Genomic DNA, 14,740 nt, shown 5'->3' with positions numbered 1-14,740 from the left:
CCCCTATGGGGGTCGTTCGCGTACGGCCGTTCGGACCCGATTGCCGTAATCGTGCGGTGCAACTTCACAAAACCGACAGAACGCTGTGTCATGAATCACTCGCCTGTGCTCTTCCATGGTTGGAGTTGCGGCGAGACGTCAACGTTTGGGCGGGGTGGAGGGCCGGGTACTTGCGCGAACCGCCCGTCACGTGTGGACTACCGCCAATGCCTCGCGTAAGCGAGGAACAACAAGACATTTTCTCGAAACAAGACAGGAGGCAATCCGTGAGCGCGACCGCGGACCACGCGGAGGAGCGGACCAACCCTGCCGCCAGGCTGGGTTTCCAGCCCGGGCAGGTGGTCCAGGAGATCGGCTACGACGACGATGTCGATCAGGAGCTCCGCGAGGCCATTGAGGAAATCACCGGCCAGGATCTCGTCGACGAGGACTATGACGACGTGGCCGACGCCGTCGTCCTGTGGTTCCGCGACGACGACGGCGACCTGACGGACGCGCTCGTGGACGCCATCGGCCTGCTCGAGGACGGTGGCGTCATCTGGCTGATGGTGCCCAAGACCGGGCGGGACGGCTACATCGAGCCGAGCGACGTCAGCGAGGCGGCGCAGACCGCGGGTCTGAGCCAGACCAAGAGCATCAGCGTGGCCAAGGACTGGTCCGGCGCCCGACTGGTCGCCCCCAAGCGGTAGGCCTGTCCGGCTCCGGCGAAGGCTCGGCCGCGGTCCGTCGCCGCCCGCGGCGGCGAGCGCCCCGCGGGCGCGTCCTCGATCGCCGGACGGGCCGGTTTCGGCTGGGCCCGGCCGATGCCGGTGATCCGCCGAGCACGACCCTCGCGCCCCCCGGCAGCACCGCTGCCGGGGGGCGCGCTGTATCGCGTGGGGGGCGCAGTGACACACTGGCCGCAACCCGCCGGCGGGTAGGCCGTGATCGACCGACCCAGGGCCGGCATTTTGTCGAGACGAGGGATGCGAACCCATGGCGATTGAGGTCGGCACCAAGGCCCCGGACTTCGAGCTGAAGAACCAGCACGGCGAGACCGTCCGGCTCTCCGACTTCCGTGGTCACAAGAACGTCGTTCTGCTCTTCTACCCCTTCGCGTTCACCGGCGTGTGCACCGGCGAGCTGTGCGCCCTGCGCGACGAGCTGCCGCAGTTCGCCAACGACGACGTGCAGCTGCTCGCCGTCTCCAGCGACTCCCCCTTCTCGCTGCGCGTCTTCGCCGAGCAGGAGGGCCTGGAGTACCCGCTGCTGTCCGACTTCTGGCCGCACGGTGAGGCCGGCCGCGCCTACGGCGTCTTCGACGAGGAGAAGGGCTGCTCGGTCCGCGGCACCTTCATCATCGACAAGGAGGGCGTCGTCCGCTGGACGATCGTCAACGGCCTGCCGGACGCGCGCGACCTGAACGAGTACACCAAGGCGCTCGCCGCCCTCTGATCCGGCCGGCGACGCGTCCGGCGGTATGGACGGCGGGCGCCTGACATGCGCCTACCGTCCGTTTCGCTGTAGTTTGAGTCACTTCGAGGGCAATCCGAGCGCTCTCCGCGTGCCCTTGAGTGCAAGACCCTGTAATCGGTGGGAACCGGTCACTAGGATCAAAACGTTGATCGGATGCCATCGCACAACGGGGGCGCAGGTCTCGCCGAGTGGTTCCGGCCCCCTCAACCAATGGAGGACTCGTGGGAGTCAGTCTCAGCAAGGGCGGCAACGTCTCGCTGACCAAGGCGGCCCCGAACCTGACCGCGGTCATCGTCGGTCTCGGCTGGGACGCCCGTACCACCACCGGTACGGACTTCGACCTGGACGCCAGCGCCCTGCTGGCGAACGACCAGGGGAAGGTCACCAACGACCAGAACTTCGTCTTCTTCAACAACCTCAAGAGCCCCGACGGTTCCGTCGAGCACACCGGTGACAACCTCACCGGTGAGGGCGAGGGCGACGACGAGGTCATCAAGGTCAACCTGGCCGGCGTCCCGGCCGATGTGCACAAGATCGTGTTCCCGGTCTCCATCTACGAGGCCGAGGCCCGCACGCAGAGCTTCGGCCAGGTGCGCAACGCGTACATCCGCGTGGTGAACGCCGCCGACAACAACGAGCTGGCGCGCTACGACCTGAGCGAGGACGCCTCGACGGAGACCGCCATGGTCTTCGGCGAGCTGTACCGCAACGGCGCGGAGTGGAAGTTCCGGGCCATCGGCCAGGGCTACGCCTCCGGTCTGCGCGGCATCGCCCAGGACTTCGGCGTCAACGTCTGACCTGGCGGTCGCACCCGACCGATCGCGTCCGGCGCCGCACACCCGCCCCAGGCCTTCGCCATGGGCCGGGAGTGCGGCGCCGGACGCGCATGGACACCCATCTCGTTTCATCTCGGGGAGGAATCAAGATCATGGGCGTAACGCTCGCCAAGGGGGGCAATGTCTCCCTCTCCAAGGCCGCACCGAATCTCACCAACGTGACCATCGGCCTCGGCTGGGACGCTCGCTCCACCACCGGAGCCCCCTTCGACCTCGACGCCAGCGCGCTGCTCTGCGCGAACGGCCGGGTGCTCGGCGACGAGTACTTCGTCTTCTACAACAACCTCAAGAGCCCCGAGGGCTCCGTCGAACACACGGGTGACAACCTCACGGGTGACGGCGACGGCGACGACGAGTCGATCCTGATCGACCTCGCCCAGGTGCCGATGAGCTGCGACAAGATCGTCTTCCCGGTCTCCATCCACGACGCCGATGCCCGGGGCCAGAGCTTCGGCCAGGTCAGCAACGCCTTCATCCGCGTGGTCAACCAGGCCGACGGCGCCGAGCTGGCCCGCTACGACCTGAGCGAGGACGCCTCCAGTGAGACGGCGATGATCTTCGGCGAGGTCTACCGCTACGGCGGGGAGTGGAAGTTCCGGGCGGTCGGTCAGGGGTACGCGTCAGGGCTGCGCGGCATCGCTCTAGACTTCGGGGTCAACGTTTCGTAAAGCCGCGCCACAGCGCGGGGGACCCCGTACTAACACGATTGGGTAGCCAGTGGTTCTGAAAACCTTCGGCTGGTCCTTCGGCGTCACCGCCCTGGGACTGGCCGCAGCGGTGTTCTACGGCGGGTGGGAAGCGTTCGGGATCGTCGCGATCCTGTCCGTCCTCGAGATCTCGCTGTCCTTCGACAACGCCGTGGTCAACGCCGGTGTGCTGCAGAAGATGAGCGACTTCTGGCAGAAGATCTTCCTCACCGTCGGCGTTCTGATCGCCGTCTTCGGCATGCGGCTCGTCTTCCCCGTGGTCATCGTGGCGATCAGCGCCAAGATCGGCCCCATCGAGGCCGTCGACCTCGCCCTGAACCAGAAGGACCACTACCAGGAGCTGGTGACCGACGCCCACCCGGCGATCGCGGCCTTCGGCGGGATGTTCCTGCTGATGATCTTCCTCGACTTCGTCTTCGAGGACCGCGACATCAAGTGGCTGGGCTGGCTGGAGCGCCCGCTGGCGAAGCTCGGCAAGATCGACATGCTGTCGGTCTGCATCTCGCTGATCGTTCTGCTGGTCTCGGCGATGACCTTCGCCACGCAGGCGCACCAGCACGGCGGCACGCACGTCGACAAGGCGGCCACGGTGCTGCTGGCCGGCATCGCCGGTCTGATCACCTATCTGATCGTGGGCGGCCTCTCCGGCTACTTCGAGGACAAGCTCGAGGAAGAGGAGGAGCGCGAGCACGAGGCCGAGGAAGAGGCCAAGAAGAGCGGCAAGAAGGCCCCGGCCGTCGTGCTCGCCGGCAAGGCCGCGTTCTTCATGTTCCTCTACCTCGAGGTGCTCGACGCGTCCTTCTCCTTCGACGGTGTCATCGGCGCCTTCGCCATCACCAACGACATCGTCCTGATGGCGCTCGGCCTCGGCATCGGTGCCATGTACGTGCGGTCCCTCACCGTCTACCTGGTCCGTCAGGGCACCCTGGACGACTACGTCTACCTGGAGCACGGCGCGCACTACGCGATCGGAGCGCTGGCCGTCCTCCTGATGGCCACCATCCGGTACGAGATTCCCGAGGTCGTCACCGGACTCATCGGTGTGGCGCTCATCGGCTGGTCGTTCTGGTCCTCCGTGCGGCGCAACCGCGCCCTCGCGAAGGAGGGCGGCCCGGGCTCCGGCGACAGGGCCGAGGTCCCGTCCGGCGTGTGACCGGGGCATAAACGAGGAACGCTCTAAGCGGGGCGGTCATGAGGCGAGTCCTCATGACCGCCCCGCGGCGGTTTCGGGGTGTGATTCGGGGCGAAACAGGGTGGGGGTCGAGGAATGGAGTTCCGGGACAGGTTTTTCGGCAATTGGGGGCGGGCGAGCGCACGTCAGTTCGACACCAGCGGCACCAACGGCTCGGTGGAGCTGACCAAGCGCAACCCCACCTTCTCCCTGACCAAGCAGGGCGCCCTCTCGGGCAATCTGCGGGTCAATCTCTCCTGGCGGATGCGGACCTCGGACTTCGGCGACCGGCCCGCCTTCGGCACCGGGCTGCGCCATCCGTTCCGCAAGTTCCGACCGGAGATGGTGCAGGCGCAGGGGCCCGCGATGGTCAACGTGGACCTCGACCTCGCCTGTATGTATGAACTCCAGGATGGCGCCAAAGGCGTGGTGCAACCGCTCGGCAACATACTGGGCAGCCTCAACAGCGCGCCGTACGTCCAGCTCAGCGGGGACGACCGGTTCGGCTCGGGTTCCGGCGAGACGATCTACGTCAACATGGACCACCGGGACAAGATCAAGCGACTGCTGATCTTCGTCTACATCTATGACGGCACCCCGGCGTTCGACCGTACGCACGCCCTGGTGACGCTCTTCCCCGGCAACGGGCCCCAGATCGACATCGCGCTCACCGAGCGCGCCCCCGAGGCCCGCTCCTGCGCCGTGGTGATGCTGGAGAACGTGAAGGGCGAGATCATCCTGCGGCGCGAGATGAAGTACGTCTACGGCTTCCAGGCGGAGCTGGACCGGCTGTACGGCTGGGGCCTGCAGTGGGGCAGGGGGTACAAGTCGAAGGTGTGAGGGTTCCGGCCGCACCGGCCGCACCGGCCGCACCGGGCCGAAACCCCCTCACGGCGTCACGGCCGGGTCCGGCCGTCCCTCATCGGCTCTGCTGGAACTGCGGCCCCTGCGGCGGCAGCCGGAAGGCCGGGTCCGGCACGGGCCGCGCCTGCGGATACCCGTAGGACGGCTGCTGCGGCTGGTGCTGCGGCTGCGGGTATCCGTAGGCCGGCGGCTGTGCCGGGGGTTGTGCCGGGGGCGGGGTCACGTGCTGGGGGTAGCCGTACGCGGGTGCCCCCGTCGCGGCGGGGGCACCCGTGGCGGGGCCGCCCGGGGCCGGCGGGTGCTGGGGGTAGCCGTACGAGGGCTGGGCGGGGGGCACCGCCGGTGGCACGGGCGGCGGCGCGACGGGCGGCGGCGGATAGCCGTAACCGGGCGCCGACGTGGACGCGGGCGCGGCCGTGGGGGGCGTGGCGGGTGCCGCCGGAGCCGCCACCGGCGCGGCCACGGGTGCCGTCACGGGCTCGGAGGCGGGCGCCGGGACGACCGCCGGGACGACCGCCTGGGTCGTGCCGTCCGCACCGGCCGTGCCGCCGGTACCGTCCGTACCGGGGCTCTGTGCGGCCTCCGGGGCGTTCGTGGTCCGCGGGGCGGCCGGTGTCGCGTCGGGCGCGGCCGCGCCGGTGGCGCTCTCGGCGCCCTCGGACTCCTCCACGGAGATTCCGTACTCGGTGGCCAGGCCGACCAGGCCGGAGGCGTACCCCTGCCCCAGTGCCCGGAACTTCCACCCCTCGCCGCGGCGGTACAGCTCGCCGCAGAGCATCGCGGTCTCGTCGCCCGTCTCCGGCTGGACCTCGAAGACCGCCACGGGGTCCCCGGATGGCTGCGCCGGCGGTGACGACCGGGTGCCGTCCGCCATGTCGTACAGCAGCACCCGCAGGTCCCGGACCTGTCCGAAGGTGCCGCCGTCCGCCGACGCGGCCAGGACGACTCGGTGCACCGAGCCGTCCAGCATCGCCAGATCGGCCTCGATCGAGTCCGTCAAGCCCTCGACCAGCCGCTTTTTCGGCAGATGGCGGACCAGACCGGATGGGTGCCGTGGCTGGTTGTAGAAGACGAAGTCCTCGTCCGAACGCACACGCCCCTCGTCGCCCAGAAGCAGCGCCGAGGCGTCCACGTCCGGGACGCCCGGGCCGGGAGTCCAGCGCAGTACGGCCCGTACGGTCCGGGCCTCCAGCGGGATGTTCGACCCCTTCAGCATCGCGTGCGTCATGCCCGCAATCCTGCCCTCCCACGTGGGCCGCGGACAACGTAGGGGGCGGTTACCCGGTGGTCATCGGTGACACTGGACATCGGAAGGACCCACGTGAGTCATGAGATCGTCATGGACTTGGGGAACTCTTGACCCAATGCCGGACGTACCATAATCGGCCATGCTCCCGGCTGGACGGCCGGTGGAGCCGCAGCCACGGGGAGAGCGATGAGGCACTTCGGACATCTTGCGCCTGCGGTGCGGAATGCGTTGTTCCACCGGGAACCCGCGGAATTCGGCGCGGACTCCCCGGCCCGGACGCTCGCCGTCGCCCTCGGCGCCACGCTCTACAGCCCCGCCAACCGGCCCGCGCTCGCCCGGGACGTCCTCAAGCAGGCGGACCGCGGTGTCGTGTCCATGGTCCTGTGCCTGGAGGACTCCATCGGTGACGGCGAGGTGGCGGACGCGGAGGAGAACCTCGTCCGGCAGTTCGCCGAGCTGGCGGAGGCCGGTGCGGCCGACGGCCGTGTGCCGTTGCTGTTCATCCGGGTCCGGGAGCCCGCGCAGATCACCGACCTCGTGCGACGGCTCGGCCCGGCCGGGCGGCTGCTGTCCGGATTCGTCCTCCCGAAGTTCACCGAAGAGCGCGGCGTGCCCTTCCTCGAAGCGCTGACGGAGGCCGAAGCCGGGTGCGGCCGACGGCTGTTCGCCATGCCCGTCCTCGAGTCGCCCGAGCTGCTCCACCTGGAGACGCGCACCGAGACGCTGGCGGGGGTCGCCCGCACCGTCGAGAAGTACCGGGACCGGGTGCTGGCCCTGCGTCTCGGCGTGACGGACTTCTGCTCCGCGTACGGGCTGCGCAGAGCGCCCGACATGACCGCTTACGACGTGCAGCTCGTCGCCTCCGTCATAGCCGACGTGGTCAACGTCCTCGGCCGCGCGGACGGCAGCGGCTTCACCGTCACCGGCCCGGTCTGGGAGTACTTCCGGGTGCCCCAGCGGATGTTCAAGCCACAGCTGCGCCGCAGCCCCTTCGCCGGCCCGGCCGAGGCGCTGCGCACCGCCCTCATCCAGCACGACATGGACGGCCTGCTCCGCGAGATCCAGCTCGACCGGGCCAACGGCCTCCAGGGCAAGACCTGCATCCACCCCTCGCACGTCGCGCCCGTGCACGCCCTCTCGGTCGTCAGCCACGAGGAGTACAGCGACGCCCGGGACATCCTGCGCCCGGACCGCGACGGTGGCGGAGTGCTGCGCTCCGCCTATACGAACAAAATGAACGAGGTGAAGCCGCACCGGGCCTGGGCCGAGCGGACCCTGCTGCGCGCCGAGGTCTTCGGCGTGGCGCGGGAGGAAGTGAGCTTCGTGGAGTTGCTGGCAGCGGGTGTGGGGCCCGTATGAGGACCGCCCGTATGAGGACCGTATGAGTACGAAGCGCGAGCGTAAGGACGGCATGGGGAACGACGGCATGGGGAACGACGGCGCGGTGTGGTCGGGGCAGTGGGTCGCGGACCGGCTCGGGATCGGGCTGGAGGGTGACGCGGCCCTGCCGGAACTGCTGGGGCTCGCGCTGCGGCGCAACCCCAAGCGGGCCCATCTGCTCGTCTCCAACGTGCTGGGCAAGCACGTCCCCACGCCTCCCCGGGCCGTGTACGGGCCCGGGCTCGAACTCGGCCGGCGGGTGCGCGAGCTGCTGGGCGACGCGGCTGCCGCGCGGGCGGTCGTACTCGGTTACGCCGAGACCGCCACCGGTCTGGGGCACGCGGTGGCGGACGGCATCGGGCTCGCCCCGTACCTGCACTCCACCCGGCGTCCCGTGCCGGGCGCCCTGCCCGTCGGCGGCTTCGAGGAGGAGCACAGCCACGCCACCTCGCACCTGCTGCTGCCCGAGGACCCGGAGCTGCTGTCGGGCGACGGCCCGCTGGTCCTGGTGGACGACGAGTTCTCCACCGGCCGCACGGTCCTGAACACCATCGCCTCCCTGCATGCCCGTTTCCCCCGTGAGCGGTACGTGGTCGTGGCCCTGGTCGACATGCGGTCGGACGAGGACCGGGCGGGGCTGGCGTCGTTCGCGGCCGGGCTGGGGGCGCGGGTGGATCTCGTCGCGCTCGCTTCCGGGACGGTGCGGTTGCCGGAGGGGGTGCTGTCGCGGGGGCAGGAGCTGGTCGCGGAGTACGAGGCCGCCTTGGCGACTGCCGCGAGCGAGGAGCGGCGCCGGGGCCTCCGGGGTGGGGGTCCGGGGCCGTATATTTACGGGCCCGGTACCCCCGAGCGCGAAGGTGCCCCGACATCGGGCCCGCAAATACACGTCAGCGCCCCGGACCCCCACCCCTCCGACCCCGCCGCCTCCCGTCGTTCTCCGGCCGCCCCCGTGCGCGTCGATCTCGGCTGGCCCGACGGGCTCCCGGACGGTGGAAGGCATGGGTTTACCCCTGCGCACCGGGAGATGTTGGAGGCGGCGCTGCCCTCGATGGCCGGTCGCCTTGCCCGGGCCCTGCCTTCGGACGCCTCGCGGGTGCTCGTCCTCGGCAATGAAGAGTTGATGTATGCCCCGCTGCGGCTCGCCGACTCCCTCCAGGGCGCGTCGTCCGGCATCTCCGTCCGTTACTCCACCACCACCCGCTCGCCCGTCCTCCCCGTGGACGACCCCGGCTACGCCATCCGCACCCGCATCCGCTTCCCCGCCCACGACAACCCCGCCGACGGCCCCGGCGAGCGGTACGCCTACAACGTCGCCGGTGCCGGCTTCGACGCTGTTGTGGTTGTCGTGGACTCGGTGGGTGATACTCCTGAACTGTCCTGTCCTGATGGGTTTTTGGGTGCGCTGGCCGAACACGTTCCGAGCATCCTGCTCGTTGTTCTTCCCTCCTACGTTCCCCACCACCGACAGGTGCCGTCCATGCCCGAGCCCCTCCGCGGTCCCGCTTTCTCCTCGTACGCCCCCGACGAGGTCGGCTGGCTCCTCCAGGACCTGTCCGGCGTATCGCTCGAAGCACCCACCGAGGAGCGCGAGGAGGCCATCCAGAGCGGTGGCGCGCACTACGCGGAGTCCCTGCCCGTCGAGTACCAGCCGAGCGCGGACTACCAGGCGCTCTTCCGCTCCGCGCTCGACGCCTCCGCGTCCCGGATGGCGCGGGCGGTGGGCGTCGTCACCGAGACCGTGCTCGCCGAGCGGTCACCCCGCCCGGTGCTGGTCTCGCTGGCCCGCGCCGGTACGCCCGTGGGGGTGCTGATGCGCCGCTGGGCGCGGCACGCGCACGGCCTCGACCTGCCGCACTACGCCGTCTCCATCGTCCGTGGGCGCGGCATCGACACCACGGCCCTGCGGTGGCTCGCCGCCCACCACGACCCCGCCGACGTCGTCTTCGTCGACGGCTGGACCGGAAAGGGCGCGATCACCCGCGAACTCGCCGATGCCGTCGCGGAGTTCGACGGCTTCGACCCCCGTATCGCGGTGCTCGCCGACCCCGGTCACTGCGTCGAGACCTACGGCACCCGCGATGACTTCCTCATCCCCTCCGCGTGCCTCAACTCGACCGTCTCCGGGCTGATATCCCGGACCGTGCTGCGCGCCGACCTCGTCGGCCCGCACGACTTCCACGGCGCCAAGTTCTACCGGGAGCTGGCCGGTGCCGATGTGTCGGGAGCCTTCCTCGACACCGTCTCCGCTCGCTTCGAGGAGGTCGGCGAGGACGTCACCGCCGACGTCAAGGAACTCGCCGCCACCGATCGCACCCCCACCTGGGAGGGCTGGGCGGCCGTCGAGCGGATCAGCGAGGCGTACGGCATCCACGACGTCAACCTCGTCAAGCCCGGGGTCGGCGAGACCACGCGCGTCCTGCTGCGCCGTGTGCCCTGGAAGATCCTCGCCCAGCGGGGGGCCGGCGCCGACCTCGACCACGTGCGGCTGCTGGCCGCGCAGCGCGGGGTGCCGGTGGAGGAGACCGACGGCCTGCCCTACAGCTGCGTCGGCCTGATCCACCCCCGCTACACCCGGGGCGCGACCGGCGCGGACGGCAAGGCGGTGGCGGCCAAGTGACCCTCCTCGTCGCCAGCGACCTCGACCGGACCCTGATCTACTCCGCCGCGGCCCTCGCCCTGCGCATGCCGGACGCGCGGGCACCGCGCCTGCTGTGCGTCGAGACCTACCAGCACAAGCCGCTGTCGTACCTCACGGAGACCGCGGCCGCCCTGCTGGAGGAACTCGCCCGCACGGCCACGTTCATGCCCACCACCACCCGCACCCGGGAGCAGTACGGCCGCATCCGGCTGCCCGGCCCCGTGCCCGAGTACGCGATCTGCGCCAACGGCGGGGAACTGCTCGTACGGGGCGAGTCCGACCGTGACTGGCGGGCGGGGGTGGAGCGGCGGCTCGCCGACGAATGCGCGACGCTGGCGGAGGTCCGCGCGCATCTGGTGCGGACGGCCGACCCGGCCTGGCTGCTCAAGGAGCGCACCGCCGAGGACCTCTTCGCCTACCTCGTCGTCGACCGTGCGCTGCTGCCCTCCGCGTGGGTGAAGGAACTGGCCGTGTGGGCCGACGAGCGCGGCTGGGCCGTCTCGCTCCAAGGCCGCAAGGTCTACGCCGTGCCCAAGCCGCTGACCAAGAGCGCCGCGGTGGCGGAGGTCGTGCGCCGCACGGGCGCCACCCGGGTGCTCGCCGCCGGTGACTCCCTGCTCGACGCCGATCTGCTGCTGGCCGCCGACCGCGGCTGGCGGCCCGGCCACGGCGAGCTGGCCGAGGCCGGCTGGACCGCCCCGCACGTCACCGCCCTGGACACGGCGGGCGTGCTGGCGGGCGAGGAAATCCTCCGGGCGTTCGGCTCCGAGGTGGGCCGGTAAACCCTTCGTAGGGGGAGCGGGGTGCGGTTAGGCTCGCGGCGGGGCTTGTCCGACGGGCCTGTTGGTCGGACGGACCCGTACTTTCTTCTACCGGCAAGCCGAGGAGATCGTCCGATGGAGATCAAAAGGCCACCCCTCACCCCCGAGCTGTACGCGTACGTCCTCGCCCACAACCCCCCGCTCGACCCGGCGCAGCGCGCCCTGGTCGACATCACCCACAGCGCGCTGCCGGGCGACGCCGTCAAGCAGATCGCCGAGGAGCAGGGCCCGCTGCTGGCGTTCCTCGTCCGGCTCACCCGCGCCCGGCACGTGGTGGAGGTCGGCACCTTCACCGGGCTGTCGGCGCTGTCCATGGCCCAGGCGCTGCCCGCCGACGGCACGCTGATCACCCTCGACATCTCGGAGGAGTGGACGGCGTACGCGCGCGAGGCCTGGGCCAAGGCCGGGGTGGCCGACCGGATCGACCTGCGGATCGCACCGGCCCTCGACTCCCTGCGCGCCATGCCGGCCGAGCCGCACATCGACCTCGCGTTCATCGACGCGAACAAGGACGGGTACATCGACTACTGGGAGGAGATCGTGCCGCGGCTGCGCCCCGGCGGACTCGTCGTGGTCGACAACGTCCTCTTCGCCGGCGAGGTCGTCGCCCCGGCCGCCGGGAGCATGGCCGCGGCGGTCCACGCGTTCAACGAGCACGTGGCGGCCGACGGGCGGATGGACCTCGTCATGCTCACCGTCGCCGATGGACTGACCCTGGCCCGCCGGATTTAGCCCGTCCGGCGTTTGCGGACGCGCTCTTCGGGCGCCGGCCTCAGCCGCAGCAACCGCCCCCGCAGCAACCGCCGCCTCCGCCGCCCGACTGCGGCGCGGCGGCCGTGGAGCCGCCGGTCACGGCGACGGTGGACAGCAGCTTCACGGTGTCCGCGTGCCCCTCGGGGCAGGTCGCGGGGGCGCCGGACTCGGCCATGGGCCGGTTGAGTTCGAAGGTGTCACCACAGGCTTTGCAGCGGTATTCGTAGCGAGGCATGCGGGCAGCATAACCAGCGGCGGGCGCGGGGCGGCGGCCGATGGCCGAGGTGCCCCGGCGGCTCAGCGGCCGCGCTCCTCGCGGATCTCCCGCACCACCCGGGCGACGGACTGCCGGACCGCCTCGGTCTCGGTCAGGAAGTGCCACCAGTCGGGGTGGCGGCCTTCCAGGCCCGCGACCGCCCGCTCCAGCCGGGCCACCGCGTCGTCCAAGGGGCGGGCGTGACGCGGGTCGGGGGTGCTGCGCCCGGCCATCGCGAGCCGCTGTGCGTCGCGGATCGCGAAGCGGGTCCGTTCGACCTCCTTCTGGTGGTCGAACGACACCTCGTCCAGCCGCCGCAGCCGGTCACCCGCCGCCGAGACGGCCTCCTCGGTGGTGTTCAGCAGGGCCCGGACCGTCGCGAGCCCCGCCGTGGCGTCCGGCCAGCGCTGCTCGTCCCGCGCCGTCCGTGCCTCGACCAGCTTCTCCTCCGCCTGCCGGACGGCGCGCTCGGCCTCCTCCGGCACCTGCTGGAGGTCCTGCCAGCAGGCGGCGCTGTAGCGGCGGCGCAGCTCGCTGAGGACCGGGGCGACACCGGCGGCACGCGTGGTGATCGCCTGGGCGCGGGTCCGCAGCGACACGAGCCGCTTGTCGATGTCCGCGGCCTTCCGCGGCAGGTGCTCGGCCTCGCCGCGGATGGCCTCGGCCTCCCGGAGTACCCGGTCCGCGCGCTGGATGGTCTCCCGCACACCGTGCTGCCCGGCGCCCTGGTTGAGCCGGGTCAGTTCGGGGGAGAGCGCGGCGAGCCGCGCGGCCAGGTCGTCGGCCTTGATGCCGGAGGCACGGACGGCGTCCAGCGCGTTGCTGGCGGCGAGCAGCCCCTGACGGGCCCGCTCGACGGCCGGCGCGAGCCGGGCCAGCTGGGTCTCCGCCGTACCCAGCAGCGGCCCGAGGCTTCGGCCGAACCGCTCCAGCTCGGCCTTGACCCGCTCCAGCTCGTCCTTGGCCCTGGTCAGATCCGCCCGCGCGCGGGCGGCGGCCGCGCCGTCGAGACCCTCGCGGTCGAGGTCGTGCGCGTCGACGGCGGTGATGTAGGCGTGGGAGACCTGGTCGATGCGCTGCCCGAGGTCGGCGAAGTCGCCCGCCGCCTTGCGGGCGGCGGGGGAGGAGTCGACCGCGGTGATCGTCTCGATGGAGATCCGCAGCTCGCGCTGCGCGGTGTCCAGCTCGTAGAACGCGGCGGCGGCCGCGTCCTTCGCCGCCTGCGCGTCCGCCCGCTGCTCCTCGCCACGGCCCCAGCCCCAGCGGCGCGTGCCCCCGCCGGCGAAGGCGGCGGGCGCCATGGCGACCAGCAGGGGGAGCGGCAGCAGGGCGAGGGCGACGGTCTCCCGGGCCACGGCCGCCACCGCGTTGAAACGGCGGCGTGCCGGTCGTACGGACTGCGCGAAGGTCGCCGTCACTTGCCCTCTCCCGATGGATCGCCCCAGGCCCGGATGCCATTCTCCCACCCGTTAAGGACGAACACACAGGGCGGTTAGTTCGCGGTTCGCACCGTGACTTCGCCGTTCTGGGTGCGCACGGTCACCTTGCGGTGGCTGGCGCTGTCCCGATGGACGTCCACGTCGACCTTGCCGTTCTGGCTCTCCGCGCTGACGTCGTACGTGGCGCGGGGCAGCTCGACCTTCGTCGAGCCGTTGTCGCTGGAGACCTCCACCCGGTCCGGGACACGGGTCAGTGCGAGACGGATCCGGCCGTTGGAGGAGGTCGCCTTCACCCGCGAGGGCGCGACGCGGTCGGCGACGACCTCGCCGTTGGAGGACGACAGGTCGAGGTTCCCCTTGGAGTCCGCGATGTCGATCTTCCCGTTGTCGGTGTGGATCTCGAGGTCGGTGTCGAAGCCGCGCGCCCGCACTTCGCCGTTGTGGTCCAGCACGGTGACCTTCACCCCGCGCGGCACCTCGATACGGTGCTTCGACGCGCAGTCGTTCATCAGCCCGTCGCAGTGCTCCCGCAGCTTGAGCGTGCCGCCCTTCATCTCCCAGGTCGCCTTCGACTCCCCACCCACGGTCCACCCTTCGAACCACCGGGTGACCTTGAGGTCCTTGGTCTTCGCGTCGACGGTCACCAGCTCGAGCTCGGAATTGTCCGCGTCCACGGTCAGCTCCCGCCCCTGGAGCGAGAACGTCCGCCGCTCCGGCTCGGCGTCCTCGGCCCGCGCCCCGCCGCACCCGGTCAGCGTGACCCCGGCGGTCAGCACCGCTGTGACGGCGAAGGACAGACGGAGGGCGGCGCGGGTACGGGAGCGGGGAAGCACGTGGGACTCCGTGGGTTCGGCATCGGGACTGCGGGTGCCCCCGACTCTATGGACCACCGGCCGGTGGACGGCATGTAGCCCCCCGGCCGCTTCGGGGTGGGGTTAACCCCACCCCGAAGCGGGTTTGCGGGGATACGGGCCGGGCCATGTAGGCTGTCACCTCGTTCGGGGCGCATAGCTCAGTGGTAGAGCGCTGCTCTTACAAAGCAGATGTCGGCGGTTCAAATCCGTCTGTGCCCACAGATGAAATAGCAGGTGAGAGCCTGTATCAGGCCCTCGGTCCACTCGGACCGGGGGCCTCTTGCCTGATCGGATCCCACCGTCGCCCCGCCCGTATC

Annotated in this window: 14 protein-coding genes and 1 tRNA gene; 11 read left to right on the top strand and 4 right to left on the bottom strand. The window is 70.9% G+C overall.

Translation table 11 applies throughout. The features are described 5' to 3' along the window. Positions 1-266 precede the first annotated feature (266 nt). The 6 genes from ACZ6MA_RS02670 (at position 267) to ACZ6MA_RS02645 (ending at position 5,009) form a co-directional block, all read left to right on the top strand. Positions 267-689 carry a DUF3052 domain-containing protein gene (locus tag ACZ6MA_RS02670; RefSeq protein ID WP_469430464.1) on the top strand — a complete coding sequence of 141 codons (423 nt, stop codon included), beginning with the start codon at positions 267-269 and terminating at the stop codon, positions 687-689. 286 nt (positions 690-975) lie between these two features. Next, positions 976-1,434, top strand: a complete 459-nt coding sequence (locus tag ACZ6MA_RS02665) for a peroxiredoxin (protein WP_130877593.1) — start codon at positions 976-978, stop codon at positions 1,432-1,434. 242 nt (positions 1,435-1,676) lie between these two features. Continuing rightward, the gene (locus ACZ6MA_RS02660) at positions 1,677-2,252 is read left to right on the top strand and encodes a TerD family protein (RefSeq protein WP_469430463.1); all 576 of its coding nucleotides are present in this window, start codon (positions 1,677-1,679) and stop codon (positions 2,250-2,252) included. Positions 2,253-2,383: 131 nt separating this feature from the next. Further along, positions 2,384-2,959, top strand: a complete 576-nt coding sequence (locus ACZ6MA_RS02655; RefSeq protein ID WP_469430461.1) for a TerD family protein — start codon at positions 2,384-2,386, stop codon at positions 2,957-2,959. Positions 2,960-3,008: 49 nt separating this feature from the next. Then, positions 3,009-4,151, top strand: a complete 1,143-nt coding sequence (locus ACZ6MA_RS02650; RefSeq protein WP_469430459.1) for a DUF475 domain-containing protein — start codon at positions 3,009-3,011, stop codon at positions 4,149-4,151. A 114-nt stretch (positions 4,152-4,265) separates the two neighbouring features. After that, positions 4,266-5,009 carry a TerD family protein gene (locus ACZ6MA_RS02645; protein ID WP_469430458.1) on the top strand — a complete coding sequence of 248 codons (744 nt, stop codon included), beginning with the start codon at positions 4,266-4,268 and terminating at the stop codon, positions 5,007-5,009. Between the two features lie 79 nt (positions 5,010-5,088). Here the strand turns inward: ACZ6MA_RS02645 and ACZ6MA_RS02640 are convergent, their stop codons facing one another. Continuing rightward, positions 5,089-6,261 carry a TerD family protein gene (locus ACZ6MA_RS02640; protein ID WP_469430456.1) on the bottom strand — a complete coding sequence of 391 codons (1,173 nt, stop codon included), beginning with the start codon at positions 6,259-6,261 and terminating at the stop codon, positions 5,089-5,091. A gap of 207 nt (positions 6,262-6,468) precedes the next feature. Between ACZ6MA_RS02640 and ACZ6MA_RS02635 the strand changes: the two genes are divergently transcribed. From ACZ6MA_RS02635 to ACZ6MA_RS02620, 4 genes are all read left to right on the top strand, one after another. Further along, positions 6,469-7,641 carry an HpcH/HpaI aldolase/citrate lyase family protein gene (locus ACZ6MA_RS02635; RefSeq protein ID WP_469430454.1) on the top strand — a complete coding sequence of 391 codons (1,173 nt, stop codon included), beginning with the start codon at positions 6,469-6,471 and terminating at the stop codon, positions 7,639-7,641. 22 nt (positions 7,642-7,663) lie between these two features. Further along, on the top strand, positions 7,664-10,279 hold the full coding sequence (locus ACZ6MA_RS02630; protein WP_469430453.1) for a phosphoribosyltransferase: 2,616 nt from the start codon (positions 7,664-7,666) through the stop codon (positions 10,277-10,279). Beyond that, complete coding sequence (locus ACZ6MA_RS02625; protein WP_469430451.1) at positions 10,276-11,082, top strand: HAD family hydrolase; 807 nt, start codon at positions 10,276-10,278, stop codon at positions 11,080-11,082. Before ACZ6MA_RS02630 ends, ACZ6MA_RS02625 begins: the two co-directional genes overlap by 4 nt. A 114-nt stretch (positions 11,083-11,196) precedes the next feature. Further along, entirely contained in the window at positions 11,197-11,853 is a 657-nt protein-coding gene (locus tag ACZ6MA_RS02620; protein WP_469430450.1) for an O-methyltransferase, read from the top strand. Between the two features lie 40 nt (positions 11,854-11,893). On the opposite strand, the gene ACZ6MA_RS02615 is transcribed toward ACZ6MA_RS02620, so the two are convergent. From ACZ6MA_RS02615 to ACZ6MA_RS02605, 3 genes are all read right to left on the bottom strand, one after another. Then, positions 11,894-12,109 (bottom strand): FmdB family zinc ribbon protein, encoded by a 216-nt coding sequence (locus tag ACZ6MA_RS02615; RefSeq protein ID WP_469430448.1) that lies wholly within the window; start codon positions 12,107-12,109, stop codon positions 11,894-11,896. 62 nt (positions 12,110-12,171) lie between these two features. Continuing rightward, the gene (locus ACZ6MA_RS02610) at positions 12,172-13,431 is read right to left on the bottom strand and encodes a hypothetical protein (RefSeq protein ID WP_469431172.1); all 1,260 of its coding nucleotides are present in this window, start codon (positions 13,429-13,431) and stop codon (positions 12,172-12,174) included. Between the two features lie 191 nt (positions 13,432-13,622). After that, on the bottom strand, positions 13,623-14,402 hold the full coding sequence (locus tag ACZ6MA_RS02605) for a DUF4097 family beta strand repeat-containing protein (protein WP_469430446.1): 780 nt from the start codon (positions 14,400-14,402) through the stop codon (positions 13,623-13,625). Between the two features lie 168 nt (positions 14,403-14,570). Here ACZ6MA_RS02605 and ACZ6MA_RS02600 point away from each other — a divergent pair. After that, positions 14,571-14,642, top strand: a tRNA-Val gene (locus ACZ6MA_RS02600). The last annotated feature ends 98 nt before the right edge of the window (positions 14,643-14,740 follow it).

Source organism: Streptomyces sp. NPDC042259, assembly GCF_055582085.1.
This window is presented reverse-complemented; position numbering and strand designations above follow the sequence as displayed.

What these genes read in the sequence shown, in the direction of transcription:
- ACZ6MA_RS02665 (WP_130877593.1), top strand. Translation starts at nt 976, where the DNA reads ATGGCGATTGAGGTCGGCACCAAGGCCCCGGACTTCGAGCTGAAGAAC.
- ACZ6MA_RS02655 (WP_469430461.1), top strand. Translation starts at nt 2,384, where the DNA reads ATGGGCGTAACGCTCGCCAAGGGGGGCAATGTCTCCCTCTCCAAGGCC.
- ACZ6MA_RS02645 (WP_469430458.1), top strand. Translation starts at nt 4,266, where the DNA reads ATGGAGTTCCGGGACAGGTTTTTCGGCAATTGGGGGCGGGCGAGCGCA.
- ACZ6MA_RS02640 (WP_469430456.1), bottom strand. Translation starts at nt 6,261, where the DNA reads ATGACGCACGCGATGCTGAAGGGGTCGAACATCCCGCTGGAGGCCCGG.
- ACZ6MA_RS02635 (WP_469430454.1), top strand. Translation starts at nt 6,469, where the DNA reads ATGAGGCACTTCGGACATCTTGCGCCTGCGGTGCGGAATGCGTTGTTC.
- ACZ6MA_RS02630 (WP_469430453.1), top strand. Translation starts at nt 7,664, where the DNA reads ATGAGTACGAAGCGCGAGCGTAAGGACGGCATGGGGAACGACGGCATG.
- ACZ6MA_RS02620 (WP_469430450.1), top strand. Translation starts at nt 11,197, where the DNA reads ATGGAGATCAAAAGGCCACCCCTCACCCCCGAGCTGTACGCGTACGTC.
- ACZ6MA_RS02615 (WP_469430448.1), bottom strand. Translation starts at nt 12,109, where the DNA reads ATGCCTCGCTACGAATACCGCTGCAAAGCCTGTGGTGACACCTTCGAA.
- ACZ6MA_RS02610 (WP_469431172.1), bottom strand. Translation starts at nt 13,431, where the DNA reads ATGGCGCCCGCCGCCTTCGCCGGCGGGGGCACGCGCCGCTGGGGCTGG.